The following is a 24,255-nucleotide window of genomic DNA, read 5'->3' as shown; positions in this document are numbered from 1 at the left end:
AACTGAAACAACAAAGTGAGATGACATGGTTTCGATTGACACTTACGACGCTTGCGTAGACTTCCCCATCTTCGATGCGAAGACCCGCTCCATGAAGCAGACATTCCTGGGGGCTGCCGGCGGCGCGATCGGCAGGAACTCGTCGAATACGGTGATGGTGGAGGCGCTTAAGGGCGTCAATCTGCACCTGCAGGACGGCGACCGGATCGGCCTGGTCGGGCACAACGGCGCCGGCAAGTCCACCCTGCTGCGCCTGCTCAGTGGGATTTACGAGCCGACGCGCGGGTCCGCGATCGTGCGCGGGCGCGTGGCACCCGTGTTCGACCTGGGTGTGGGCATGGATCCGGAGATCTCCGGGTACGAAAACATCATGATCCGCGGGCTGTTCCTGGGGCAGACGCGGAAAGCGATGCGACGAAAAATGGACGACATTGCGGAGTTCAGCGAACTCGGCGAATACCTGGATATGCCGCTGCGCACCTACTCGACGGGCATGCGGATTCGGCTGGCTTTGGGGGTTGTGACCAGCATCGACCCGGAGATTCTGCTGCTGGATGAAGGCATCGGCGCCGTGGATGCTGCGTTCATGGCTAAGGCGCGCGGGCGGCTAGTGGAGATGGTTGAGCGGAGCGGCATCCTGGTTTTCGCCTCGCACAGCAACGAATTCCTGGCGCAGCTGTGTGACAGTGCGCTGTGGATCGACCACGGAGAGGTCCGGCAGGTTGGCCGCGTGGATGATGTGGTTGAGGCCTATGAGGGGCCGGAGGCTGGTGCGCACGTCCGCAAGGTGCTGAAGGACCTGGGCCGGGGTTAGTGCTGGCGGGGTGCTGGGCCGCTGGGGTTTGCTGAAGTTTGCGGGGGTGGGGCTTGCGAGGCTGCTGGGGCTGCTGTCCTCGCCCCCTCCTTTGTCTACTGCGAATGTCGCTAGAACGGGAATACGTCGGCCGGAGCAGGCTGCGCGGGGCTCTTGGCGGGCCGGAATGTCGCTAAAACGGGAAAGCACCAGCTAAATCAGGCTCAAGCAACCTCCCGCAAGGCCAGAATGTCGCTAGAACGGGAATACGTCGGCGCCCGCAGAGCCCCACAGAAATCCACAAAGCCCTGACCTGCGCTTTTGACTATTTGCAAACCAGCCCCATTAACCCGTTCCCGTTCTAACGACATTCCCACCCAAAGCCCCCTCCCGGAGCCCCTCAGCCGGCCACCCATTCCCTTTCTAACGACATTCTAGCGGGCCGCAGCCTCCCCCAGACCGCCAGCCAACCCACCTCTCCCCACACCCCAGCGACACAAGTGGGGCTAGGAAGAGGCTGAGGGCGTCAGAAAGAAAGAACAAATAGTACCACCTGTGGTACTATCGCTGCATGGGCAACAGCGTCCCCGAGATCCTCGAGAAAATGCGCAGAGCGCCCGCGAGCATCCGGTTTACCGAGCTCACGAAGGTCTGCGACCATTATTTTGAAAGCCGGCAAACAACCAAGACCTCCCACCGAACATACAAAACACCCTGGCGCGGCGACCCGCGCGTGAACATCCAAAACTCCAACGGGAAAGCGAAGCCCTACCAGGTCCGACAGGTCCTGCGGGCCGTCGACAAGCTGGAAACTAGACGCAAGAAAGGCGGGCGATAACCATGGACGTGCACAAGTACACCTACCAAACTGCCTGGTCAGACGAGGATCAGGAATTCGTCGCAACTGTGACCGAGTTTCCGTCCCTGTCGTGGCTGGCTCCCGACCGCGCGCAGGCCGAAGCTGGGTTGCTGGACCTGGTGGCCGAAGTTGTAGAGGACATGACACAAGCTGGGGAAGCCGTGCCGGAGCCGCTGGGGTTGCGGCGATTCTCGGGGAAGTTCAACGTGCGGACCTCGCCGTCGTTACATCGGATGCTGGCGATCGAGGCGCAATCGGAGGGCGTTTCGCTGAACACGCTGGTTAATCAGAAATTGGCGGCGCGGTAGTTGCGGATTTTTATTGACGCCCACTAGCAGGCGACGGTTGGAACGTTCGCCTGGCCTGGGAGTTTCGGCGCGCAGGGGGTTGTGGAGGGCGCTTGGTGGGCCCGAATGTCGCTAGAACGGGAAAACACCAGCTAAATCAGGCTGTGCAGGGCGGCCACCGGGTCGAAATGTCGCTAGAACGGGAAAACGTCGGCGCCCGCAGAGCTCCACAGAAATCCACAACGCTGTGACCTGCGCTTATGTAAATCTGCAAACTGTTCCCATTAACGTATTCCCGATCTAACGACATTTTCGCCCAACGACGACCCTGCAGCTTCCTATACACCACCGCGAGAAACTTGGCATCAAAAATTTTTCTACCTGTGGATAAGTCAGGTGCCGTCCACAATTTATCCTCAGTGCACCGGATCCCAAGCACACTACTCGCGCAGAAGGTGTAAGAATACCTCCCATGACGGGGGACAACACCAACGCAAGCATCAGCAAACCCACCACCAGCAGAAACACCAAACCCACCAAGCCAACAGCCACCAAGCCAAACACCACAAAACCCAGCGCCTACACGCCAGCCAAGCATCACCAGCCTGTGAAACACCTGGTCGATGTGCGCCGAATCGACCCCTCCCAAGCCCGGAAGTGGCAACGCTGGGTAGAGAAAGGCGAGGCCGTCCGCCTCGCTCGCGGGATCTACATACCCGCAGGTCTCTGGCGTGAGATCGGCCAACAACCGAACGCGGCAGAAATCCAAGCGCAGGCCTTCATCGTGGCGGAATACCTGCGCTACTCCCACAGAATCCCAGCCGTCGTGGCAGGCAAATCGGCGGCCTTCCTCCACGGCCTGCCCCTAGAGAAATTCGGGCCGCCGGAGACGGTGGAGTTGGCGTCACCAAAAAGAAGCCTGATGGGAAGAAACGGCAGGTCAGAGCGCCACCTCGCGACGCCCGGGCAAGGCCAGCGCGCCGTGCTGATCCCCACAGAGTTCGGCGAAATCTGGACCAGCGGGCTGCTGGATACGTGCCACGACCTGGGGCTTCGGCACACGCTGGACGATGCCGTCATCGCCACGGAGGCCGCGCTACACACAGAGAAAATCACGTGGAACGCATGGCGCACGTGGCGCGCTTGGCAAGACGGGATGCGCGACCCAGGCGCCACTCTAACCGCCACGCCGGAAACCGCGCCCATCCGCCACGGCGCCCAGCGAGCCCGCACGGCCGCGCGCCTCATCACCCGCTTCTCCGAAAGTCCGCGCGAATCGCAGCTGAAGATCCGCTTCTGGGAACACGGCCTGCCCGCGCCGTTTCAGCAGGTCAACATACTCAACGAAGGCGGCTGGGCCATCGGGCGCGTGGACATGTTCTTCGACGTCGGCCTCGCCGTCGAATACGACGGCCGCGAGAAATACGGCTCCACCGCGCCGGCCATCGAGCGCGCCCTTCTGAAGGAACGCCAGCGCGAAAACGACATCCAAGCCCGCGGAATCACGCTGCTGCGTGTCACGGCGGAAACGTACCTCTCCGGCCGCGCGATCGAGCAGGTCAGCGAGCATTTCCACGCCCTCGCCGCGCGCCCGACCCGCCCGCCGTGCACCCTCTGGAGCGGCGGCGCGCTCGCCTGGTCGTAGCCCTTTTTGTTCTTTCTTATTGACGCCCTCGCCCCCGTTCGCCTTCACCATCAGACCCGCGGGCCGACCGCTGCTCCCGGCGCGAGCCCGGCGCAAGCTAGCCACAAACTAGAGATAAAAAGAGAATTAAAGAACCCCGCCAGTTGGAGCGCCCAAAGCGTTAGACTCGGTCACGGACACGCAGGCGTGACTGAAGGCACAGTGCAGGCACAGTGCACAGTGCATACTGCACGTGAGCGCAGCCACGCCCTGCACATTGAACCAGCAGATTGAACCAGCAAGTTAAACCCAAAGCACACGTAGAACAACTTACGAACAACACAAGCAGAACCAGGTGAAACAGTTGACCAACCCAGCAGGCGACAACGGCGCAGGCACCCCCGCCGGCACCAACTCCAGCGACGGCGCAACCGCATCCGAGGCCTTCAACTCTAAGGCCTGGCTGCAGCACTACACCCCGTGGACGCCGCACACCATCGACCTCGACGACCCGGCGGAAAACCCCGCAGGCTTCACCATCCCGGAGGTCTTCTGGCACGCCGTGGACACCATCGGCGAGCGCAACGCCTTCACCTTCTTCGGCAAGGCCACCACCTACGAGCAGTACGGCCGCCAGGTCGCCATCGCTTCCGCAGCCCTGGAGAAGCTCGGCGTGCAGCGCGGCGACCACGTTGCCATCGCGCTGCCGAACTGCCCGCAGGCCCTCATCGCCTTCTACGCAATCCAGAACATCGGCGCAGTTCCCACCCTGCACAACCCCCTGTACACTGCCGCTGAGCTCCGCCACCCCTTCAACGACCACGGCGCCAAGGTGGCTTTCTTCTGGGACAAGGTCGGCGACGTCGCCGAGACCTTGCGGCTGAACAGCCCCCTCGAAACGGTCATCGCCGTCACCCTCCCTGACGAAATGCCCGCTCCGCTGCGCTACGCCCTGAAGCTGCCGATCCCGAAGATCAAGGCCATGAAGGAAAAGCTCACCGGCCCGGCGCCAGCCGCCGTCTCCTGGAAGAGCTTCATGCGCACGGGCGGAAATGGCGAGAAGTGGCTGCGTGGTGGCGTCAAGAATATAAAGATCGACCCGACCGACCCTGCGCTGATCCTCTACACCTCCGGCACCACCGGCAAGCCCAAGGGCGCCGTGCTGACTCACCGCAACCTCATCGCGAACCTGCGGCAGGGGCAGGCGTGGGTGAAGGGACTGGGCAAGGGGCCGAAGCCGGAGGTCATGCTGGCCGCGCTGCCGATCTTCCACGCCTACGGCCTGACTATGAACATCACCCTTGCGCCGATGATCGGCGGCGAGATCCAACTGCTGCCCGCGCCTGAAATGCCGCTGGTCATGCGCGTGATGAAGAAGAACATGCCCTCCTGGATGCCGGGCGTGCCCGCGCTGTACCAAAACATCATGAAGGAAGCGGCAAAGCGCGACATACCGCTCTCCGGCATCCGCAACTCCTTCAGCGGCGCCAGCGCACTGCCCGCAGAGACCGTCCGCGAGTGGGAAAGCTGCACCGGCGGCAACATCGTGGAAGGTTACGGCCTGACCGAAACCGCGCCCATCATCGCAGGTAACCCCATGGGCAAGGGCCGCGAGGGCTACATCGGCGTGCCTTTCCCCTCCACCGAAATCCGCATCGCCAACCCGGACAACCCCGCCGAGACCATGCCCGACGGCGAGGCCGGCGAGCTGGTCGTCCGCGGCCCGCAGGTATTCAAGGGCTACCTGAACCGCCCGGACGCCACCGCCAAGGCCTTCCACGAGGACTGGTTCCGCACCGGCGACATGGCCGTCATGGAATCCGACGGGTACCTGAAGATCGTCTCGCGCATCAAGGAAATGATCATCACCGGTGGCTTCAACGTCTACCCCGCCGAAGTCGAGGAAGTCCTGTGCGAGCACCCCTCCATCGAGCAGGCTTCCGTCGTTGGCGTGCAGCGCAAGGATGGGTCCGAAACCGTTGCTGCGGCTGTGGTTTTGGCCGACGGTGCTGTTATTGACGCCGACGACTTCCGCGCCTTCGCCAAAGAACGACTTACTGCGTATAAGGTGCCGAAGGTATTCCATGCATTCCAAGAGCTGCCCGCCGACCAGCTGGGCAAGGTGCGCCGCCGTGAGGTGCAGGAGCTAGTAGCAGAGAAAGAACAGGCCTAGAACATGCCGCTGAGCAGGAAAGACACCGTCGCCGCAGTGATCGTCACGCATAACCGTGTGAAATTGCTGGAGGCTTCGCTGCGCCAGGTTGCTAACCAGGAGGGCGCGGAGGTCGCACATGTGGTGGTCGTGGATAACGGCAACGACCCGGCAGTGCGCGAGCTGGTGGAGGCGGTGTGCGGGTCGCGGGGCCACTACGTGGGGTCCGCGACGAACCTGGGCGGGGCCGGGGGCTTCGCGCTGGGATTCCTGACCGCGCTTTCCCTGGGAGTCGACGCGATCTGGTGCGCCGACGACGACGGGCGCCCCGCCGACGAGCACGTGCTGGCCACCCTGCAGGAAGTTGCGGAGCGCGAGGGGCTGGAGGAAATCAGCCCGGTGGTGTGCAATATCGAGGATCCGGAGCGGCTGGCATTCCCACTGCGCCAGGGGTTGGTGTGGCGGCGGACGCTATCTGAGCTGGAGGGTTCGTTCCTGCCGGGGATCGCCAGCCTGTTTAACGGCGCGCTGATCAGTGCACGGGCGATGGAGATAATTGGCGTTCCCGATTATCGGCTGTTCATCCGTGGCGATGAGGTAGAGTACCACCGCCGCCTGGTCCGCAGCGGCCTACCCTTCGGAACGTGTCTGACCTGCGCGTATCTGCACCCCGACGGGTCGGACGAGTTCAAGCCGATCCTCGGCGGGAAGATGCACACGCAGTACCCGGACAACGAATTCAAGCGCTACTTCACGTACCGCAACCGCGGTTACATCATGAACCAGCCGGGCATGCGCAAGCTGCTGCCGCAGGAATACGCCCGCTTCGGATGGTTCTTCCTGGTGCAGAAGAAGGACCCGAAGGGGTTCGCCGAGTGGCTACGGCTGCATGCGCTCGGCCGGCGCGAGCAGTTCCGCCGGCCAGGGCGTTAGCGCGGGCCCGCCGCGGCGGCACGAGCGGGCGCGGGGTGCGGGGGCACAGCACCCCGCAGCGCGCTCGCGCGAGTTCTAAGCAACTTTTTAAGCGCACACACCGGCCAGGATTTTCCCTTTTACCCGGTCACAGGCGTAGTCTTAAGTGACTATCGCGGTGCCCCGAGCAGCACTTGAGCAGCCCTTGAGCAGCCCTGGCGCCCCAGAGCCCCTGGGTCCCAGCGCTCCTGAAACCAAGGAAACGCCCAAGGCCGCCTCCCGGCGGCGCCGCCTAACACCACCTAACCGAGGATGAAGTTAGCCGAAGTGACCGTGTCCGAAACCCAGATCACCCCGAGCGCTGAGCCCACTAAGCCCGCTGACGACGCTGGCGTCAATAAGAAGAACGCCGAAGACGCAGCTGCCTCCCGCGCGCACCGCCGCCGCAACGTCGCGCGGCAGTTCATCCAATTCGGGCTCGTCGGCGCGTCGGGGTTTGTGGTCAACCAGGCGATCTTCGTGGTGTCGAAGAAGCTCGCGGAGGCCGGCTGGGACATTCACGTGCAGGATGCCTTCCTGAACCTCCTCGGCACCCAATACCATTTCCGCTGGTACCACGTGTTTTCCGTGATCGCGTTCCTGCTGGCGAACATCTGGAACTTCTGCCTGAACCGCTACTGGACGTTCCGCCACGAGCCGAAACGCGCCTGGTGGAAGCAGCTACCGCAATTCATGGCCGTGGGCGTGTTCGGACTGCTGATCACGCTGGTGGTCTCGACGGCGCTGGTGAACCCCGAGTCGCCGATCGCCCTGCCGCAGGACATTTTCGATAACTCCACGGGGCTGCGCACGCGCGCGTACTGGGGCAACTTCATTGGCGTGATCTTGGCGGTGCCCGCGAACTTCCTGTTCAACAAGCTGTGGACGTTCCGCGCGAAGCCGCGCGAGGCCAGCCGCGTGGTGCGTGTGGTCGAGCCGCGGACTGGCGGTGCAGGTGCTGGTGCTGGTGATGCGGATGTCTAAGCCTTCTTTTAATGACGCTATTAATGACGCCCCCTCGCCCCAGCCAGGCACCGACCCAGCTGGGGCCGAGCACTCCAGTGGCGCCGGCGCTGCTTCCGGCGCCGGTGCCGTTGCCGACGCCGGCGGTACCGATGCCAGCGGGCGCCACGCGGTTTCCGGCGCCGACGAGACCGATGTCAGCGGGCGCCACGCGGTTTCCGGCGCCGGCGAGACCAGCGGCTCCGGTGCCGCTGCCGAGCAGGGCGCGCGGGTTGGCGATAACTTTCAGTCCGAGCACACCACCCGGGCGCAGCGCATCATCCAGTCGCAGCTGGTGAAGTTTGTGCTGGTCGGAGGCTTCAGCGCTGTTGTGGACTTCGGCTCCACAGCGCTGTTCACCTTTGCGTTTGGCTTGAGCGATGGCGTGGCCAAGGCACTGGGATTCGTGCTGGGAACCCTGACGGCATACTTCATCAACCGTCGGTGGACTTTCCAGGCGGAGCCGAGTGGGCGCCGATTCGCCATCACCATGGTGACCTACGGGCTGACCTTTGCTGTGCAGTGGGGGCTGTACAAGGTATCGATCCCGTGGCTGGAGGGCTTCGACCTGAATGCGTTCTGGGTGCGTGCGATCAGTTTTGTGATTGCCCAGGGCACGGCGACGGTGCTGAACTTCCTGATCCAGAAGTTCCTCATCTTCAAGCGCTAGCTGTAGCTGTAGCTGTAGCTCCAAGCGCTAGCCGGGCTGGCTGGAGGCTTCCGGAAGCCTCACCGGTACCCACATGTCGTTAGAACGGGAATGCGTGGCTGGCTAAGCGGTTCCAGGGGACTGTCTTTGGGGGAAATGTCGTTAGAACGGGAATGCGTTAATGGAACCGGTTTGCAAATTCGCAAAGCCGCAGGTCAGAGCGTTGTAGATTTTTGCAGAGCTCCGCGAGCGCCGACGTATTCCCGATCTAGCGACATTCCACCACAGCCAAGCTAGCGCAGCAGCCCACCCAAGCTAGCGCTGCAGGACGAAGCGGTACATCTCCAAGCGGTCCAGCAGCGAACACTGCGGAACCAAAGGAACCGCCTGGTCATCGGGCTGAGGCTCCCACTTGCTTGCCCCCACCTGCGCCAAGATGCGCCCGGTCCGCCGCGACAGCCACTTGATCTCGCTGGCGCTGAGGGCGTCAGTACCCAAGGCAGTATCCGTCGGAGGCAGCTTCGCATCCGCGCGCGTGAAGCCGAGTGCCGACATGAAGGCCTCGCTGACCTCGTCGACCTCCGAATCCACCAGCGTGGACAGCGCAATGATCCGCGCCCACGCAGCCGCGCGCCCGATCTTGCTCTTCTCAATCGGCGCGTCGGCCAGCAACTCGGCGGCGTGCTCGGTAACGTTCGCCGGCCGCTCCAAATCCAGCGCCTGCAGCAGCGGAATGAACTCGTACAGCGCCCGCTCGTGCAGCAGTTCCCGCAGCTCAGGGTCGGTTTCGGCGAGGATCTGCTCCACGGTATCCTCGCCCGCCAGAGCCACGTTCACCTCCGTGACGTCCACGCGCGCCGGAATGCCCGCAGGGTGCAGATGCGCGGCGAGTTCGTCTTCCTGATTCTTATTGACGCCACCCGTCTCAGCCGCATCCTCCTCCGTATCGGCAAGGAAATCGGCGGCCAGGAGCACTGCTTCGGCATCCGCCTCGCCCGGCGCGTCAAAGGAGGCGTCGAAGGGGGAACTGGTGGCGACGAGCTCGATCTCCTCGTGGCGGGTGGTGGTGTCTGTGACGTTGACGCTGAAATCGTAGCGGCCTACCTTCAGCACGCCGATGGTCCCGCGGCGGAAAATGTCGCCGAGAGCAGTGCCGATGGAATTTGCACCCTTGGCGTAGACGCGCACGCGGCCAGCGGTGCGGGCGCGGAAGCTCCAGGTTGGCTCGGGGGCAGCGTCGGCGCTGGTAGCAGTGTCAGCGGTGGCCCCGGCGCCGCGCTCCGCCTTCGCGACGTAGCGAGTGGGGTGCGCCTCGGGGACTCGGTTCACGGATTCAGGCCAGTCGAAACTAGTGAGAATCGCGTCGGCGAAGTCCGCCACGCTCATAGCACCGGAGACGCTGAGCAGACGGGAGTACCTTCCTACGCCTGGGAAGTGATGCTCCACCACCACGGTGAAAACCTTGGTGTGGGTTCCGGAGTTCCTGCTGCTCCCCGCCCCCGGTGTAGACATAATCCCCAGGCTTTCCTGCACTTCCGCCCCCTCGGCGCTAATCCCCTCAGCTGTGCTGTCTGCCGCTCCCCCGGCGTTAGCTTCCGCTCCGTCGGCGCCGTCGCGCCGGGCGGTGCGGATCTGCGACAGGGAGATCACGCTCCCACCCGCGATTGGCGCCTCCGTGGTCTGCGCCTTTTCCGGCGCATCTACGGCATCTGCGGCCTCCGCGCCGCCGTTCCCGTTCGCTCGCGCAGCAGTGGAACCGCCGGCTGATTCATAGCCCCCGGCGGCCCCATAAAGCGATGAGCGATTCATGGTTCCCAAGCGTAATAGCGCCCAGCTAACCTCGCTGGGCAAGAACCAGCGGCAGCGTCTGAGCCGTCACAAACTCGCTGATCACAGGACCAAGACGGCGGACTCGCAACTTGTCGAAGGCGTTGTACTGAGCGATCCAGCCGCGCAGCGCGGCGGCCTCCTGCAGAGCCGCCGCCACGGCCTCGCGCTCAGCTGCGCTGCCACTCCCGTTAGCCGCACTATCGCCCCCATTAGCAGCGCCAGCGCTCTCCCCGAGGCGGCTTCCGGCGCGCTCACCCGCGCCCTCGCCCGCGCCGCCACCAGCACCACTGCCAGCCACGCCAGCCTCGGCCTCACGGAACTCCTCCAGCGTGCGGAAGCTCCCCCACGCCGGTTGCTTCTTCCCCGGGAACTCGTCGCTGAAGTGCTGCTTGGCGGAGGCGAGGGCGTCATTAAGAGCAACCTCCGTGGCCGCCACATCAACCAGCGCAACGTCGCTCGGCAGCGCCTTCGCGGCCGCCTGGTCGCCCACAAACAGCACGGGATAGCGCAGCAGGGCGGTGAGCATGGCCGCGCGGTCGTCGGTTCCCTCGATCCAGTCCACGCTGGCGGCAAAGCCATGGATGCCTGCGCCGTCGATCAGCCAAGCGCCGGAAAAGTCTCCGAGTTGCACGTCGGGGTCGGTTTCCACTTGCCAGATGGCGAAGGTCGGGTCGTCGGCGGGGCCAGCGGCGGCCACGACCATGATCGGGTCGTAGCGGACGGGCTCGGGCGCGCCGGGAGCCGCGGCGGGGGTCGTACCAGGGACCGCGGTACTCGCGGCGACACCCGACTCGGCGGCAGTGCTTTCAGGGGCAGTAGTGCTCATCGATATTGGAGGTTACCACCGACTATGATCTTCCCCATGGCTGTTTTTGATAGGTTCCCCGCCGCCGCGAAACTCTTCAAGCGCTCCAAGCTCTCCCCCGCCGAACAGGAACACAGGAGTGCGCCGGTGCGAGTCGGTGGCGTCGGTAAGGAAAGCAGCTACGAGGCCTCCACCCGCACGAACCTGCCGCTCAACGAGTTCATGACTCGCCTCATGGCCCAGGAACTGCCCATCCTCGACAGCACCAGCCGCCAGCGCGTGCGCGACATCCTGCGCGAATACGACGGCCCCACCATCACCGAGCCCGAGGAGCTGCCGGAGGAAATCCGCCAGATCATGGAGCTTTACTAGCCCTCTACTAACTCTGTCTCGCTGTTTCTTAGTGACGCCGCCCACACCGCAACTGCGAAAACGCTGGCAACTTGAGTCCCACGCTGCGCCGCGCCCAGGGGTTGTCGCAGCCGGGCGCTAGGGTAGAGAACATGGAATTGCACACCAGCACTCGTACCCTCACCGGGTGGGGTCGCACTGCCCCCACGACCGCCGAAGTTCTGTCTACACAGGATGTCGATCAGATTGCCGCCGCCGTCGCGCGCGTGGCCGACGATAACGCGGATAAGCCCAGCCACCTGCAGCGTGGCGTAATCGCCCGCGGCATGGGCCGCAGCTACGGCGACCCGGCTATGAACGCCGGCGGGCTCGTCATCGACATGCAGCAGCTGAACACGATCCACAGCATCAACCCCGATACCGCCCTCGTGGACGTGGATGCTGGCGTGACGCTGGACCAGCTGATGAAGGCCGCCCTGCCCTACGGCCTGTGGGTGCCGGTACTGCCCGGCACGCGCCAGGTGACCATCGGCGGCGCTATCGGCCCGGATATCCACGGCAAGAACCACCACTCCGCGGGTTCCTTCGGCAACCACGTCCGCTCCATGGAGCTGCTGGTGGCCGACGGGCGCGTGCTGCACCTGACCCCGGAGGGCTCCGAGGACGACCCGGAAGGCGAACTGTTCTGGGCCACCGTCGGCGGCATGGGTCTGACCGGCATTATCCTGCGCGCGACCATTGAGATGACGAAGACGGAGACCGCGTACTTCATCGCCGATGGCGACATGACGCACTCCCTGGACGAAACCATCGCCTTCCACTCCGACGGTTCGGAGCACAACTTCACCTACTCCTCCGCCTGGTTCGATGCGATCAGCCCGGAGCCGAAGCTGGGCCGCGCCGCGATCTCCCGCGGCTCCCTGGCCACCCTGGATCAGCTGAAGGAGTACGCGCCGAAGCTGGCGAAGGATCCGCTGAAGTTCAAGGCACCGCAGCTAATGACCGTGCCGGATATCTTCCCGAGCTTCACCATGAACAAGCTGTCCATGGTGGCCATCGGCGAGCTGTGGTGGCTGAAGTCCGGCGAGTACCGCAACCAGGTGCAGAACCTCACGCAGTTCTACCAGCCGCTGGACCTTATCGGCGAATGGAACCGCGGCTACGGTTCCAAGGGCTTCCTGCAGTACCAGTTCGTCGTGCCGACGGAGGCCGTGGAGCCGTTCAAGGAGATCATCCGCGACATCCAGGCTTCCGGCCACTACTCCGCACTGAACGTGTTCAAGCTGTTCGGCGAGGGCAACAAGGCCCCGCTGAGCTACCCGATGCCGGGCTGGAACGTCTGCGTGGACTTCCCGATCAAGCCGGGCCTGGGTGCTTTCCTGGACGACCTGGACCGCCGCGTGATGGAATTCGGCGGCCGCCTGTACCTGGCCAAGGAGTCCCGCACTTCCGCCGAGAACTTCCACAAGATGTACCCCGGCCTGCCCGGCTGGCTGGCCACCCGCAAGCGCATCGACCCGACGGGGGTTTTCGCCTCCGACATGTCCCGCCGCCTTGAGCTCTAGTCGCTGCCCCGCACAAACTGCCCGAAATAGCTCCCCTGCCTGCGAATTAAGTTCGCAGCCCACCGAAAGAGAGTCACAATGATTGATGCCGTTGGCAAACCCCAGTCCATCCTGCTGCTCGGCGGTGCGTCCGACATGGGCCTCGCCGTCGTCGAGGAGTTCCTCTCCCGCGGCCCCGCGCGCGTGATCCTGGCCGCCCGTGCTGGCGAGTCTTTGGATGACGCCACCGCACGCATGAACGCCGCCGGTGCCAGCGAGGTCGTACCCGTCACCTTCGACGCAGTGGACTTCGAATCCCACCCGCAGGTTTTCGAGGAAATCTTCAGCCACGGCGACGTGGACCTGGCCATCGTCGCGTTCGGAATCCTGGGCGATAACGAGAAGCAGTGGACCAACCAGAAGCTGGCCGTGCAGGCCGCGCAGGTGAACTTCACCGGCGCCGTCTCCGTCGGCGTGCTGCTGGCGGACTACATGAAGAAGCAGGGCCACGGACAGATCGTGGCGTTCTCCACCGTTGCAGGTGAGATGGTGCGCCGCTCCAACTTCGTCTACGGCTCCACCAAGGCCGGCCTGGATGGCTTCTACCGCATGCTGAACGAGGCCCTACGTGGCACCGGCGTGCGCGTGCTGACCGTACGCCCGGGCCAGGTGCGCACCAACATGACCAAGGACCTGGAGGATGCGCCGCTGACCGTGGACAAGGAAGACGTGGCCAAGGCCATCGCCAAGGCCGTGGATAACCGCAAGTCCCTGATCTGGGTGCACCCCCTGTTCCGCCCGATCATGCTGATCCTGAAGCACCTGCCGCTGCCGATCCTGCGCAAACTGCCTCTCTAAGCGACACCCTGCCTCCCGGCCGAGGTTCCGCTCGGCGCCGACCGGGAGAGCCGGATTGAAGGAGCTCTTGGCCCCGGCCCGCGCAGTGCAAAGCGCCGCCCGCCTCCCGGCGTGCGGCGCTTTCGCATGTCAGGCTTAGTCAGCGCGGAGAGGGCCGAAACTAGACCTCCCGAGGCGCGCCCGGGTGCGCGGAATCCTTCGCGTCCAGCTTTAGAAACGCCGAGGCCACCATCAGCGCCACCGAGGCAAAGGCCGCAACCAAGAACGCCACGTGGATGCCCTGGCCCACCACCTGCGCCTCGGCCAGAGCAGGATCCGTGGCGCCCAGGCCCGCCAGCTCCTCAGCATTGCTAGAGGCATAGCGCGCGGAAGCGAAAGTCATCACAGCCACGAAAATCGCCGTTCCCGCGCCGCCGGCAACCTGCTGGAAAGTATTCAAAATTGCCTGCGCGTGGGAAGCCAAAGAGTCCGGAACGGCCGCCAGGGCGTTGGACATAAGGGGCGTCATCATCAAAGCAATGCCCAAGTTCAACACAACCGTAACAAGCATGAGCTGCACAAACGCCGGCCACGTGCCCGAACCAACCCAAGAAAACAAGTGCTCCGTCTGCTCCAGGGCAGCAAAGCCCATCATGCCGATGGTGATCAAAATGCTGCCCGGGATAATCAGCGGGCGAGTACCGCGCGCATCGTAAGCACGGCCGACCGCGGGGCCCAGCAGGCCCATGACCAGGCCGCCGGGCAGGGAAACCATGCCAGTCTTCAGCTCCGACAGACCCGCGACATTCTGCGCATACAGTGGCATCAGAATGATGAAGCCGAAGAGCATGGAGAACGTGAACAGCAGCAACCCCAGCGAGAGGTTGTACTCGCGCACACGCACCGGCTGCAGGTTCAACAGCGGAGTGGCGCCCGGCTTAGAGCTGCGCTCCAGGGAACGCTGGCGCAGGAAGAACACCACCAGGATCGCCGCGCCCGCAGCCAGGATGATCAGGCGCTGCACCGGCACCCCATCGGCCAGCTCCGACAGGCCGGCCAGGCCGTACACCAGACCCGCAAAGCCGAAGGCGGAGAGGAAAACGGAGAGCACGTCCAGGGAAGGGCGGCTCGGCTCCTCGAAGTTCTTCACCAGGAACAGACCCGCGACCAAGGCAATCAGCACCAGCGGGGCGACGAGGATGAAGATCCACCGCCAGCCCAAGGCCTCCAGCACCACGCCGGAGAAAGTCGGCCCCAGTGCCGGAGCCACCGCGATAACCACCGAGACCAGGCCGAACACCGCGCCGCGGCGGTTAATGGGGACCAGCCGAATGATGGTGGTCATCAGCATCGGGATCACCAGTGCCGTGCCGCTGGCTTGGATCACACGCGCCAGCAGCAGGATCGGGAACGTCGGCGCCGCAGCCGCGAGGACTGTGCCGACCAGGAAGGTCGTCAGCGCCGTCGCGTAGATCGAGCGCAGGCGGAAACGCTGCATGATGTAGCCGGTCATCGGAATGACCACGGCCATCGTGAGCATGAATGCTGTGGTCAGCCATTGCGCTGCATCGGCGGTGACGCCAAACTCTCCCATCAAAACGGGCAGAGCCACGGCCAGGGTGGTCTCGTTGAGAATCACCACGAAAGCCGCGGCGACGAGCACGCCGATTAGGAGCTTTGCGCCAGACGTGGGCTCGCTGGGAGGGGCGGAGTGCTCCGCGCGGTCGGAGTCGGTGGCGTCAGAAAAAAGTTCTTCAGACAAAAATATCCCCTCTACGATGTAAAAGGCGGGTGCATTGGCGCACCCGCGAACCTTGGATACTTTACACCAGGTTTACTGACCGCAGAGGGGTGAGTGGTGCCCGCAAGGTAGGCGAGCCCAGCGGGGTGGGCGGGTTAGCGCTCCAGCTCGCCCTGGCTCTCGCCAGTGCCGTCACCGCTCCCCTCGCCCTGCTCGAGAGCGTTCGCACCGTTCTCGGCCTTCATCTGGGCGCGGATTTCCTCCAGGCGGGAGCTAGCGCGCATGTCGTTACCAGCGGATTCGATCTCCGACATGCGCCCCTGCACGGAGTTCTCGACGAGTTCCTGGCTGCCGAGCGCCTGGGCGTAGCGCTGCTCGATCTTCTCGCGCACGCTGTCCAGGGTCGGCACGTCATCGTTCTGCACCAGTCCATCCATCTGCTGCATGGAATTCGCGGTGGCTTCCTGCATCTTCGCCTGATCCACCTGGGAACGCAGCTGGTTAATCTGCGCCATCTGATCCTCGAGGCGGGCAGCGGACTGCTGCTGTTGCTGCTGCGCCTGGCGGGCGGCCTCTTCCGCACCGGAGTACAGCTGCTTGGTCTCCTCGAGCTGCTGCTCGACCGTGACCAGCTGGGATGCGAACAGCTCTGCCGTCTGGTTCAGCTCGTTGGCCTTGGCCTGGTCGCCATCGGCCGCGGCCTTGTCGGCTTGCTGAATGGCGGTGCGGGCGTTATCCGAAAGCTTCTCCGCATCTTCCTGCAGGCGGTTCATCTTCATTTCCAGCTGGTTGCGGTTCCCGATCACGCGGGCTGCACTTTCGGAAATCTGCTGGTGCTGCTTGCGGGCCGCTTCCGTGGCCTGCTGGATCTGCACATGGGGATCCGCGTTCTCCTCGATCTTGGTATCGAGGGACTGCATCAGGTATTTCCAGCCCTTAGAAAATGGATTCGCCATGGGAAAACTCCTGTGTCGGGATGTAGTCGGTACTTAGTCGGGATTTAGTGGTTTGCTTAAGTTAACTGCATCCCAGCGTACTGACTTTCCGCGTGACGCACGGGGCGAAAGCGGGAGCGGGGGTCAAGCCCGCCACTAGAGCGGGTACAGGTGAACCACCGGGGCGTTCATGTCCCGCCCGGTCAGGTGCATCAAGTCCAGCTTCACTTGTTTCAGGGAGACGACCTCCATCACCGGGTCCGGGATCGGCGCCTCGCTAGGAACGAGGCCCAGCTGGTGCAGCACATCCCCAGCACCAGCGGAAATGTCCACCTTCACCGGCACCGTGGAGATCTCCGCCAGCGCGGGCACGGCCTCCAAGGACGTTGCCTCCACCACGACGGGGCCTTCGATCACGTAGGTCTCCACATCCGGGCCGGTCTGCATCAGCCCGTCACCCCACTGTCCGGGCAGCCTGATCTGCAGGTTCTTGATCTCCAGCCGGTCGCCAGTGATGCGCAGCAGGTCGCGGCCGCCGTGCTCCGTGCCTACAGAATCCACGCCGATGTGCACGTTCCCCTTGAAGGTCACATTGTCTGCGGTGACCTGGCCGACGTCGCCCACCCGCGCGGGCTGGGCCACACTGTACGGGGCATTCGCATTCAGGATGCCCACGCCGGTCGCAATCCCCACCGCCACCAGCAGGGCCGCGACCGTCGCGGAGTATCCACCCCCTGAGCCCCCGTCCTTTTCCTTGCCCTCGCCCCGAGCCTTCTTCGGTTTCCGCTCCCCCGGTTCCCCCGACTCCCACGCCAGCGCAAACGCCCCGCCGAAAATGCCCAGCAGCGAACCCAACAAGAACCCACCGATATTGGAGGCCGGCAGCGCCACCAGGGATACCAGAATGGCGAAAACCCCCAGGTAGGGAGCCGTGGCAGGCTTCAGCCAAATACCCAGTGCGAACATGATCTGCGCCGCGCCCAGGAAGAGCGTGGAAACCCCCGACAGCGTGGAGATCATCACCAGTAGGTCGGAAATGCGCAGCGTTAGATACGCGGGCGTCATAATCACAACACCCGAAAGCAGCACCAACAGCCCCGGCACGAACGGTCGGTTGCGGCGCCACTCGGCGAAGCGCGCTAACCGCCCTTTAGCAGGCATTCTCGGTTCCTCGGCGCACGTTCGCCTCCACTCCGGAAACGTTCAGCTGCTTCGCACCTACCGACGTGGCAATGATCTTGTCCGCCACAACCTGCACGTCCTTCGAGTGCAGACCCCAGGCGTCGTTCGGCGCTTCGGGGTTGACCTGGCTGGCGTCAATACCAAGGTTGGGGTCAGCCATCCGCAGGCTGCCCTTAATGTCAGTGGAGCCCACGATCAGGTCGTCCGCATCAACGCTGTTCTGCCCGTTGGCGCGCAGCGAAAGGGTAGCCTCGCCGACGGCGGGAAGGTCCGGCACGGTTGTGGAAAGACACAGGTCAGAAGCCTTCGCCTGCTTAATCTTCACGCGCGCGACGGGCAAGTGGTCGTCGCCCTTCGCGTCGTTATCCATGAACAGGGAGAAATCCTGCCCGGACAGGCCGCCGATCGTCACGGTGAAGAAGGAGCCGGAAAGCGCCAGGTTCGCAGAGATACCGCCCTTCGCCACGGCCATTCCCGTGCCGGCGAAGCCGACCAGCCCGGCGGTCAGCGCCACTGCGGCCTTCTTGCCGTTGATCCGTCCCATTCTTCGTGCCTCCTGTTGTAAAGCCCTTACACATTATCCCCGCCGTGGCACCGTTGCGCGAATCGCCGTTCTCTTTATTGACGCCCTCTAGGCCGCGCCCGCCCGCACCCCAGCGCAGGCCCTGCGAATCCGCGCTGCGCGGGAAGGGCTGGAGCACACGCACCACGCATGCCTGCACCACACACGCGGGACCTGCGTAGCCTGGGGAGCATGGACGTTGCATGTTACTCAGCCCCCGGCGCCGGCGAGGCGCTGGAGAAATCCACCATTTCCCGGCGCGATTTGCGCCCCAACGACTGCCTAATCAAGATCCGCTGGGCGGGCATCTGCCACTCGGATATTCACACCGTGAATGGCGATTGGCCGCACGATAACTTCCCCATGACCCCCGGCCACGAGATCATCGGCGAGGTCACCGAAGTGGGCGCGGAGGTACAGAACTTCCGCCCCGGCGATGTGGTCGGCATCGGCTGCCTGGTGGATAGCTGCCTGGATTGCGATGCCTGCCGCGAAGGCGATGAAAACTACTGCGAGAACGGTTCGACCGGCACGTATAACGCGCCGGACCGCATCGACGGCACCATCACGCAGGGCGGTTATTCCACCCACATCGTCTGCCGGGAGGAGTTCCTGGTCCGCATCCCGGAGGCTTTCGCCGACTTGGAGTCGGATGCAGCCGCGGCGGCCACTCCCCTATTGTGCGCTGGGATTACTACGTATTCCCCGCTGAAGCACTGGGGCGTGGGCGAAGGTTCCCGCGTGGCGGTGGTCGGCATGGGCGGCCTGGGGCATGTGGCGGTGAAGCTGGCCGCGGCGATGGGGGCGGACGTGACGGTGCTCAGCCACTCGAAGTCCAAGGAGGCCGATGGCATGGCCTTTGGTGCCAGCCGCTATGTGGCTACCAAGGAGGAGGGCTGGCACAAACCCTTGAGGGCGAGCTTCGACCTGATCATTAATACGGTCAGCGCTCCGCTGGATCCGGCGCCGTTTATTTCCACCCTGGCGCGTGGCGGAACCATGGTGATGCTGGGGCTGCCGCCGGAGAAAATGCAGATCAGCGCTGGTGCGCTGATCGGTAAGCGCCGTTCCGTGGCGGGCAGCGCTATCGGTGGTATCCGGGAGACCCAGGAGATGATTGATTTCTGCGCCGCCCACGGCATCACCGCGGAGACGGAGGTCATCCCGGCAGAGGAGATCAACACGGCCTATCAGCGCGTGTTGGATTCGGATGTGCGCTACCGTTTCGTCATCGACGTCAACACACTGTAGCGCCGGGGGCTTGTAGCCCAAGCGCTTACTGCGCCCCGCCCTGCTCGGCCTCGATCTGCTTGCGGACCTCGTCCATGTCCAGCTCCTTGGCCTTGGCAATCAGCTCGTTGATGGCCTTGCCCGGCAGCAGGCCGGATTCGCGGGCCAGCAGCACGCCATCGCGGAACAGCATCAGGGTCGGGATCGACTGGATCTGCAGGGCTGCGGAAAGCTCCTGGTTAGCTTCGGTATCTACCTTGCCGAACACGGCGTCCGGGTTCTCCTCGGAGGCCTGCTCGAAGATGGGGGCGAAGCGCTTGCACGGACCACACCAGTCTGCCCAGAAATCCAGCACGACGATGCCGTCGCCCTGCACGGTTTCCTGGAAGTTTGCTCCGGTGATTTCAGTGGTCGCCATTTCTATCCCTTCGGGTTGAGTGCGTAGTCCAAAACTCGGTCACTACTTCTTCGCGGCGCCCCGACGAAAAGAGGCGCGTATGTTTTCCAACATTACGCAACGCACGCTTTATTCCACGTTAGAGTTCTCACTATGTCTATTTATGACGCCAACGCGAATCCGTCTAGCACTTTCAAAATGTACAAGAATCTTGCGAAAAAGCCGTTTGGCAACGGTCTGTTTTCGCTGGCAGCCAGCGCCAAGGCGCCCTATTTCCTCACCGTTCAGCCCCGTCTGCAGGAGTTGCGACCGGGCTACTGCAAGGTGAAATCGAAGAAGTGGTGGCTGCTGAATAACCACATCGGAACCTTCCACGCCATTGCGGCGTGCAACGTGGCGGAGTTCGCAATGGGGATGCTGGCTGAGGCGTCCATCCCCAACACGCACCGCTGGCTGCCGCAGGGTATGCGCACGCAGTACCTGAAGAAGACAAAGGGCAGCCTGACGGCCACCGCGACGGCGGAACTGCCGGACTTCGAGAAGATCACCAAGGAGTCCGGCGGCCAGACCGTGCCGGTAAAAATCCATTTCGCCGACGATGAGGGCAAGGAATCCACCTACGTGGAGATCGACATCTGGGTGACCGCCAAGAAGTAGCAGATGCTAGGCGCTGCCGCATATATCGCGGCAGGCTAGGCGCCCGCGAGCGCCGCCCCGCCCCATAGCGCGGGGAAAAACACCGCGCAGCAGGCAACGGTCATCGCCACCACGCCGCCGATGCGGCGGGCGGGCTGGGATCGGGTGAAGACCTCCACCATCACCGTGGAAAACGTGGTGAAACCACCGGCAAAACCCACTCCTACCAGGGGGAATAGGATGTCTCCGGCCGCGCTCGTCGCCCCGGTCCCGTCGGCGCCAACTGACCCACCCAGTCCGCCAATGCCCGCCGCGTGCTGCGAGGTGAGGCCAAGGACCAGGCCCAGCAGGGCGGTGCCGAGGAGGTTCACCACCGCCAGGCTCCACAGAGGTGCCCAGCCGCGCCGGGACTTCAGGTAAGTATCCAGGCCATAGCGGGCGGCCGCGCCCGTTCCGCCACCGACGGCGACGGCCAGCAGCTCCACGAGGGTTGCTCCGGTGCTCATCGCGTGCCCCCGTCCCCCGGCGCGGCCTCAGGGCCAGCACCGGCGCCGCTGTCTGCTTGGGCTGCACGGCCCCCGTGTCGTAGTCGCGCCAGCAGATGCAGATCCCGCCCGAGGCGCAACCCCATCGCAGCCGCAAGCAGGCCAAGCACCAGCGTGATCAAACCGTAGGCTCCCCCGATGAGGACGGCGGTAGTTGAGTCGGTGGGGGCGTCAATAGCCGCAGCGAGCGAGCTAAACGACGTGAAACCACCGAGCAGCCCCGTGCCCCAGAACGCCCGGCGCGGGTGGGCAGAATCCGGGATCATACCGACCAGAAGGCCCAGCAGGAGCGCCCCCAGGACATTGACCACCAGCAATGCGATATCTCCGAGGGGGATCCCGCCGGTGACGTTCAGCGGTGCGGCCGCGCCGGGGACGCGCGTCGGGTCGCCGAGTGCGGGGATCCAGACTGTTAGCGCCCAACGAACAATCGCCCCCAGCGCGCCGCCGAGGAAAACCAGGGCGACGGGCGGGAGGCGTTTCATGGGTGCAATGTTACCCAGGTAGCCGCTTAAGCGGCCAAGAGGCCAGCCGGGCGGCCGGGCAGGTTAGGCCTGCTTGACGGCGGAGATGTCGAGGTTCAGGGTGATCTTCTCGGAGACGAGCACGCCGCCGGCGGTGATGTCCGTGGAGGTGAAGGTGATCTGCGGGTACTTCTCTTGATGCGCTGGGTCCCAACCTACGTCCACTTAGTTGATGTGTCACCGATATTGACTGATATGCGATAATGGTGAACATGACACGAGAAAACACCTCTTCCCCGCAAGTTGAGAATGCGAATGCGGGAACCCTGTGGCTGAGCAGCCGCGAGCAGCAGGTGTGGCGAGCGTGGCTCAACGCCCACATCCAGATCAATGCCGAGCTGGCACACCAGCTGGCGGCGGAAACTGCCCTGTCGCTTTCGGACTACGAGGTTCTGGTGCATCTTTCGGAATCGCCGAACCACCAGCAGCGAATCGTCGCGCTAGCGAACATGATGCAGTGGAGCCGTTCGCGCTTGTCGCACCAGATCACGCGCATGTCGAAGCGCGGTCTTGTGCGCCGCGAAACTTGTGACGCCGACGGGCGCGGAGCCTATGTTGTCCTTGAACCCGCAGGTCTCGACGCGATCACTACTGCCGCGCCCGGCCACGTGGCGAAGGTGCGCGAGCTGGTATTTGACCGGCTAACCGACGCGGAGATTGAGCAGTTCTACTCGATCCTGGCGAAGCTGAACGAGCAACGTTAGGCGCGGCGCGGGGCGCGGGACGCCGAGCCCAGCGCCCCGGACTACGGCATGGGGCTAATGTCGCGGGCCATGTCGGAGAACTTGGAGAACTGCAGCTGGTTGGCCACCGTCACCGTGCCAATGGGGCCACCACGGTGCTTGGCGAGGATGATGTCCGCCTCGCCCGCGCGCTCGTGGTCCGGGTTCTGCGAATCCGGGCGGTTAATCAGCATGACCATGTCGGCATCCTGCTCCAGAGAACCAGATTCACGCAGGTCAGAGACACGCGGAAGCGCGTCGTCGCCACGAGACTCCACGCCACGGTTCAGCTGCGAGATCGCAACGACCGGCACGTTGACCTCCTTGGCCAGCAGCTTCAGCTGACGGGAGAACTCCGAGACCTCCTGCTGGCGCGACTCCACCCGCTTGCCGGAGGACATCAGCTGCAGGTAGTCCACCACAATCAACTGCAGATCTACCTGCTGCTTCAGGCGGCGCGCCTTCGAGCGGATCTCCATCATCGTCAGGTTCGGCGAATCGTCAATGTAGATCGGCGCGTCCTCGATCTCGCCGATGCGCACCGTTAGGCGATCCCAGTCGTCGTCGGTCAGCTTGCCGCCGCGCATGGAAGCCAGGCGCACCTCCGCCTCCGCGGAGAAGATACGCATCATGACCTCGGACTTGCTCATTTCCAGGCTGAACAGCGCCGATGCCTTGCCATGCTGGATCGACGCCGAACGCATGAAGTCCAGCGCCAGCGTGGACTTACCCACACCCGGGCGGGCCGCGACAATCACCATCTGGCCGCCGCGCAGACCATTCGTCAGATCATCCAGGTCAGCGAAGCCGGTGGGGATACCCATCTCCACGCCATCCTGGCTCTCCAGCTGCTCGATCTCCCCCACAGTGGAGGCGACCAATTCCGCGAAGACCTCGTAGTCCTCCTTCGCGGCATCGTTGGTGATGGCGAACATCTCCTGCTGCGCGCGGTCCACCACGTTATCCACGTCCGCCCCCTCGGTGCCTGCATAACCCAGCTGCACAATCGTGGTGCCTGCCTGCACCAGGCGCCGCAGCGTGGCCTTTTCCCGCACGATCGAGGCGTAGTAGCCGACGTTTGCCGAGGTCGGAGTCTTCTGGACGACACTGTGCAGGTAATCAGCGCCGCCGATGAAGCTCAGCACGCCATCGCGGTCCAGGCGACCACTGACGATGACCGGGTCTACTTCCTTACCCTCGCCGTACAGCTGAAGTATGGCGTCAAAAATGGTCTTGTGCTTCGGCACATAGAAGTCGTCGCCGACCAGGACTTCAACGACATCCGCGATGGCGTCCTTGTCCAGCATCATGCCGCCGAGCACACCCTGCTCGGCTTCCGGGTTCTGCGGCATCTCGCGGACGATCTGTTGGGAGCCACCGTGGCCGCCCTGGCCGCCACGGCCCCTGCGACCGCCCTGGAAACCCCCGCCGCGACGACCGGAGGACTGGAAGCCGCCTGCTCCCCCGGCGCCCGAGCCAGCACCGAAGCCACCTCCCGAGCCGGCGCCGAAGTCGCTGGGGCCGCCGAAATCGTCGAAAGGTTCCTCCGGCAGCGGGGCGCCGTCGTCGAAGTTCATGCCTGCATTTTTGCTCATGCCGACCACTTTAATGGCAGGGCTGGACAACCCCTAAGCGGCAATACAAAACAAGTTATCCACAGGCTTTGTGAATATACCTGTGGAGGAAATGTGCATAACCCCCAATCCCCCAGGATGGCTTGTGGATAACCTGTGGATAGCCGACGCTCTCACCTGCACCTTTCCCCATTTCCGCAGGTCAGAGGCGTGTGACTGGTGTGAAAGCTTCTCTTTTCATCGGTGGATAACTTGGGGATAAACAAACCTGCAGGCCAGGCGATCGCGCTCATACAAACCCCCAGGTCGCCCAAATCCTTAAATTATTCACACTTTATTCACCGCCGTAACCGCGTTCACGGCCATCGTCACAGACGGCGCTCCGGTTGCCGTCACAGCCGGCGCTCCGGTTGCTACCACAACCGGTACCGCGGCCACCGCCACACACCCTTCATACTCAGTTTCCTAAGCGGAAGTAAAATATTGGTTTTCCTACACACTGCACAACCTTGGAGTACGGTGT

At 63.8% G+C, this 24,255-nt stretch carries 25 protein-coding genes; 14 read left to right on the top strand and 11 right to left on the bottom strand.

The window, feature by feature from the left end; all coding sequences use genetic code 11:
- The first annotated feature begins 25 nt into the window (after positions 1–25).
- The 8 genes from Q0331_RS04900 to Q0331_RS04865 all read left to right on the top strand — a co-directional run bounded on the left by Q0331_RS04900 (position 26) and on the right by Q0331_RS04865 (position 8,338).
- Positions 26–814 carry an ABC transporter ATP-binding protein gene (locus tag Q0331_RS04900; protein ID WP_298075356.1) on the top strand — a complete coding sequence of 263 codons (789 nt, stop codon included), beginning with the start codon at positions 26–28 and terminating at the stop codon, positions 812–814.
- A 550-nt stretch (positions 815–1,364) separates the two neighbouring features.
- Complete coding sequence (locus Q0331_RS04895; protein WP_298075355.1) at positions 1,365–1,631, top strand: toxin HicA; 267 nt, start codon at positions 1,365–1,367, stop codon at positions 1,629–1,631.
- A gap of 2 nt (positions 1,632–1,633) precedes the next feature.
- Positions 1,634–1,960, top strand: a complete 327-nt coding sequence (locus Q0331_RS04890) for a type II toxin-antitoxin system HicB family antitoxin (protein ID WP_298075354.1) — start codon at positions 1,634–1,636, stop codon at positions 1,958–1,960.
- Positions 1,961–2,411: 451 nt separating this feature from the next.
- On the top strand, positions 2,412–3,584 hold the full coding sequence (locus Q0331_RS04885; RefSeq protein WP_298075353.1) for a hypothetical protein: 1,173 nt from the start codon (positions 2,412–2,414) through the stop codon (positions 3,582–3,584).
- A 334-nt stretch (positions 3,585–3,918) separates the two neighbouring features.
- The gene (locus Q0331_RS04880) at positions 3,919–5,736 is read left to right on the top strand and encodes a long-chain-fatty-acid--CoA ligase (protein WP_298075352.1); all 1,818 of its coding nucleotides are present in this window, start codon (positions 3,919–3,921) and stop codon (positions 5,734–5,736) included.
- Between the two features lie 3 nt (positions 5,737–5,739).
- Positions 5,740–6,648: a glycosyltransferase gene (locus Q0331_RS04875; protein ID WP_298075351.1), complete on the top strand. Its 909-nt coding sequence runs from the start codon at positions 5,740–5,742 to the stop codon at positions 6,646–6,648.
- A 291-nt stretch (positions 6,649–6,939) separates the two neighbouring features.
- The gene (locus Q0331_RS04870) at positions 6,940–7,650 is read left to right on the top strand and encodes a GtrA family protein (RefSeq protein ID WP_298075350.1); all 711 of its coding nucleotides are present in this window, start codon (positions 6,940–6,942) and stop codon (positions 7,648–7,650) included.
- Entirely contained in the window at positions 7,592–8,338 is a 747-nt protein-coding gene (locus Q0331_RS04865; RefSeq protein ID WP_298075349.1) for a GtrA family protein, read from the top strand. Before Q0331_RS04870 ends, Q0331_RS04865 begins: the two co-directional genes overlap by 59 nt.
- A 294-nt stretch (positions 8,339–8,632) precedes the next feature.
- Here the strand turns inward: Q0331_RS04865 and Q0331_RS04860 are convergent, their stop codons facing one another.
- On the bottom strand, positions 8,633–10,126 hold the full coding sequence (locus tag Q0331_RS04860) for a hypothetical protein (RefSeq protein WP_298075348.1): 1,494 nt from the start codon (positions 10,124–10,126) through the stop codon (positions 8,633–8,635).
- A gap of 25 nt (positions 10,127–10,151) precedes the next feature.
- Positions 10,152–10,973 (bottom strand): hypothetical protein, encoded by an 822-nt coding sequence (locus Q0331_RS04855; RefSeq protein WP_298075347.1) that lies wholly within the window; start codon positions 10,971–10,973, stop codon positions 10,152–10,154.
- 24 nt (positions 10,974–10,997) lie between these two features.
- Between Q0331_RS04855 and Q0331_RS04850 the strand changes: the two genes are divergently transcribed.
- From Q0331_RS04850 to Q0331_RS04840, 3 genes are all read left to right on the top strand, one after another.
- Positions 10,998–11,324 (top strand): hypothetical protein, encoded by a 327-nt coding sequence (locus tag Q0331_RS04850; protein ID WP_035003588.1) that lies wholly within the window; start codon positions 10,998–11,000, stop codon positions 11,322–11,324.
- Between the two features lie 131 nt (positions 11,325–11,455).
- Positions 11,456–12,868: an FAD-binding oxidoreductase gene (locus Q0331_RS04845; protein ID WP_298075346.1), complete on the top strand. Its 1,413-nt coding sequence runs from the start codon at positions 11,456–11,458 to the stop codon at positions 12,866–12,868.
- Between the two features lie 78 nt (positions 12,869–12,946).
- Entirely contained in the window at positions 12,947–13,705 is a 759-nt protein-coding gene (locus Q0331_RS04840; RefSeq protein WP_298075345.1) for a decaprenylphospho-beta-D-erythro-pentofuranosid-2-ulose 2-reductase, read from the top strand.
- 160 nt (positions 13,706–13,865) lie between these two features.
- On the opposite strand, the gene Q0331_RS04835 is transcribed toward Q0331_RS04840, so the two are convergent.
- The 4 genes from Q0331_RS04835 to Q0331_RS04820 form a co-directional block, all read right to left on the bottom strand.
- Complete coding sequence (locus tag Q0331_RS04835) at positions 13,866–15,446, bottom strand: MDR family MFS transporter (protein ID WP_298075344.1); 1,581 nt, start codon at positions 15,444–15,446, stop codon at positions 13,866–13,868.
- A gap of 134 nt (positions 15,447–15,580) precedes the next feature.
- Positions 15,581–16,381 carry a PspA/IM30 family protein gene (locus Q0331_RS04830; protein ID WP_298075343.1) on the bottom strand — a complete coding sequence of 267 codons (801 nt, stop codon included), beginning with the start codon at positions 16,379–16,381 and terminating at the stop codon, positions 15,581–15,583.
- A gap of 135 nt (positions 16,382–16,516) precedes the next feature.
- Positions 16,517–17,521 (bottom strand): DUF6114 domain-containing protein, encoded by a 1,005-nt coding sequence (locus Q0331_RS04825; protein WP_298075342.1) that lies wholly within the window; start codon positions 17,519–17,521, stop codon positions 16,517–16,519.
- Positions 17,511–18,086 carry a DUF6230 family protein gene (locus Q0331_RS04820; RefSeq protein WP_298075341.1) on the bottom strand — a complete coding sequence of 192 codons (576 nt, stop codon included), beginning with the start codon at positions 18,084–18,086 and terminating at the stop codon, positions 17,511–17,513. Before Q0331_RS04820 ends, Q0331_RS04825 begins: the two co-directional genes overlap by 11 nt.
- 210 nt (positions 18,087–18,296) lie before the next feature.
- Here Q0331_RS04820 and Q0331_RS04815 point away from each other — a divergent pair, with 210 nt between their 5' ends.
- A complete protein-coding gene (locus Q0331_RS04815; protein WP_298075340.1) occupies positions 18,297–19,355 on the top strand; it encodes an NAD(P)-dependent alcohol dehydrogenase in 1,059 nt (352 codons plus the stop codon).
- 25 nt (positions 19,356–19,380) lie between these two features.
- On the opposite strand, the gene trxA is transcribed toward Q0331_RS04815, so the two are convergent.
- A complete protein-coding gene (gene trxA, locus Q0331_RS04810) occupies positions 19,381–19,752 on the bottom strand; it encodes a thioredoxin (protein WP_034985479.1) in 372 nt (123 codons plus the stop codon).
- 132 nt (positions 19,753–19,884) lie between these two features.
- Here trxA and Q0331_RS04805 point away from each other — a divergent pair, with 132 nt between their 5' ends.
- Positions 19,885–20,388, top strand: a complete 504-nt coding sequence (locus Q0331_RS04805; protein WP_298075339.1) for a hotdog fold domain-containing protein — start codon at positions 19,885–19,887, stop codon at positions 20,386–20,388.
- 35 nt (positions 20,389–20,423) lie between these two features.
- Here Q0331_RS04805 and Q0331_RS04800 read toward each other — a convergent pair whose 3' ends face one another.
- The 3 genes from Q0331_RS04800 to Q0331_RS04790 form a co-directional block, all read right to left on the bottom strand.
- On the bottom strand, positions 20,424–20,873 hold the full coding sequence (locus tag Q0331_RS04800) for a CrcB family protein (RefSeq protein WP_298075338.1): 450 nt from the start codon (positions 20,871–20,873) through the stop codon (positions 20,424–20,426).
- The gene (locus tag Q0331_RS04795) at positions 20,870–21,397 is read right to left on the bottom strand and encodes a CrcB family protein (protein WP_298075337.1); all 528 of its coding nucleotides are present in this window, start codon (positions 21,395–21,397) and stop codon (positions 20,870–20,872) included. Before Q0331_RS04795 ends, Q0331_RS04800 begins: the two co-directional genes overlap by 4 nt.
- 63 nt (positions 21,398–21,460) lie before the next feature.
- Positions 21,461–21,601, bottom strand: a complete 141-nt coding sequence (locus tag Q0331_RS04790) for a hypothetical protein (protein WP_298075336.1) — start codon at positions 21,599–21,601, stop codon at positions 21,461–21,463.
- A 47-nt stretch (positions 21,602–21,648) separates the two neighbouring features.
- Here Q0331_RS04790 and Q0331_RS04785 point away from each other — a divergent pair, with 47 nt between their 5' ends.
- Entirely contained in the window at positions 21,649–22,140 is a 492-nt protein-coding gene (locus Q0331_RS04785) for a MarR family winged helix-turn-helix transcriptional regulator (RefSeq protein ID WP_298075335.1), read from the top strand.
- Between the two features lie 41 nt (positions 22,141–22,181).
- Here Q0331_RS04785 and dnaB read toward each other — a convergent pair whose 3' ends face one another.
- A complete protein-coding gene (gene dnaB / locus Q0331_RS04780; protein WP_298075333.1) occupies positions 22,182–23,753 on the bottom strand; it encodes a replicative DNA helicase in 1,572 nt (523 codons plus the stop codon).
- Positions 23,754–24,255 lie beyond the last annotated feature (502 nt).

Source organism: uncultured Corynebacterium sp. (assembly GCF_937999985.1).
In the GTDB taxonomy this organism is placed as follows: domain Bacteria; phylum Actinomycetota; class Actinomycetes; order Mycobacteriales; family Mycobacteriaceae; genus Corynebacterium.
Note: the sequence above shows the minus strand (reverse complement) of the source record. Positions and strands in the feature narration are given on the sequence as shown.

Excerpts from the sequence above, each read along its gene's own strand:
- Q0331_RS04900 (WP_298075356.1), top strand. The coding sequence starts at position 26 with ATGGTTTCGATTGACACTTACGACGCTTGCGTAGACTTCCCCATCTTC.
- Q0331_RS04895 (WP_298075355.1), top strand. The coding sequence starts at position 1,365 with ATGGGCAACAGCGTCCCCGAGATCCTCGAGAAAATGCGCAGAGCGCCC.
- Q0331_RS04890 (WP_298075354.1), top strand. The coding sequence starts at position 1,634 with ATGGACGTGCACAAGTACACCTACCAAACTGCCTGGTCAGACGAGGAT.
- Q0331_RS04885 (WP_298075353.1), top strand. The coding sequence starts at position 2,412 with ATGACGGGGGACAACACCAACGCAAGCATCAGCAAACCCACCACCAGC.
- Q0331_RS04875 (WP_298075351.1), top strand. The coding sequence starts at position 5,740 with ATGCCGCTGAGCAGGAAAGACACCGTCGCCGCAGTGATCGTCACGCAT.
- Q0331_RS04870 (WP_298075350.1), top strand. The coding sequence starts at position 6,940 with ATGAAGTTAGCCGAAGTGACCGTGTCCGAAACCCAGATCACCCCGAGC.
- Q0331_RS04860 (WP_298075348.1), bottom strand. The coding sequence starts at position 10,126 with ATGAATCGCTCATCGCTTTATGGGGCCGCCGGGGGCTATGAATCAGCC.
- Q0331_RS04855 (WP_298075347.1), bottom strand. The coding sequence starts at position 10,973 with ATGAGCACTACTGCCCCTGAAAGCACTGCCGCCGAGTCGGGTGTCGCC.
- Q0331_RS04850 (WP_035003588.1), top strand. The coding sequence starts at position 10,998 with ATGATCTTCCCCATGGCTGTTTTTGATAGGTTCCCCGCCGCCGCGAAA.
- Q0331_RS04845 (WP_298075346.1), top strand. The coding sequence starts at position 11,456 with ATGGAATTGCACACCAGCACTCGTACCCTCACCGGGTGGGGTCGCACT.
- Q0331_RS04840 (WP_298075345.1), top strand. The coding sequence starts at position 12,947 with ATGATTGATGCCGTTGGCAAACCCCAGTCCATCCTGCTGCTCGGCGGT.
- Q0331_RS04830 (WP_298075343.1), bottom strand. The coding sequence starts at position 16,381 with ATGGCGAATCCATTTTCTAAGGGCTGGAAATACCTGATGCAGTCCCTC.
- Q0331_RS04825 (WP_298075342.1), bottom strand. The coding sequence starts at position 17,521 with ATGCCTGCTAAAGGGCGGTTAGCGCGCTTCGCCGAGTGGCGCCGCAAC.
- Q0331_RS04820 (WP_298075341.1), bottom strand. The coding sequence starts at position 18,086 with ATGGGACGGATCAACGGCAAGAAGGCCGCAGTGGCGCTGACCGCCGGG.
- Q0331_RS04815 (WP_298075340.1), top strand. The coding sequence starts at position 18,297 with ATGGACGTTGCATGTTACTCAGCCCCCGGCGCCGGCGAGGCGCTGGAG.
- trxA (WP_034985479.1), bottom strand. The coding sequence starts at position 19,752 with ATGGCGACCACTGAAATCACCGGAGCAAACTTCCAGGAAACCGTGCAG.
- Q0331_RS04805 (WP_298075339.1), top strand. The coding sequence starts at position 19,885 with ATGTCTATTTATGACGCCAACGCGAATCCGTCTAGCACTTTCAAAATG.
- Q0331_RS04800 (WP_298075338.1), bottom strand. The coding sequence starts at position 20,873 with ATGAGCACCGGAGCAACCCTCGTGGAGCTGCTGGCCGTCGCCGTCGGT.
- Q0331_RS04795 (WP_298075337.1), bottom strand. The coding sequence starts at position 21,397 with ATGAAACGCCTCCCGCCCGTCGCCCTGGTTTTCCTCGGCGGCGCGCTG.
- Q0331_RS04785 (WP_298075335.1), top strand. The coding sequence starts at position 21,649 with ATGACACGAGAAAACACCTCTTCCCCGCAAGTTGAGAATGCGAATGCG.
- dnaB (WP_298075333.1), bottom strand. The coding sequence starts at position 23,753 with ATGAGCAAAAATGCAGGCATGAACTTCGACGACGGCGCCCCGCTGCCG.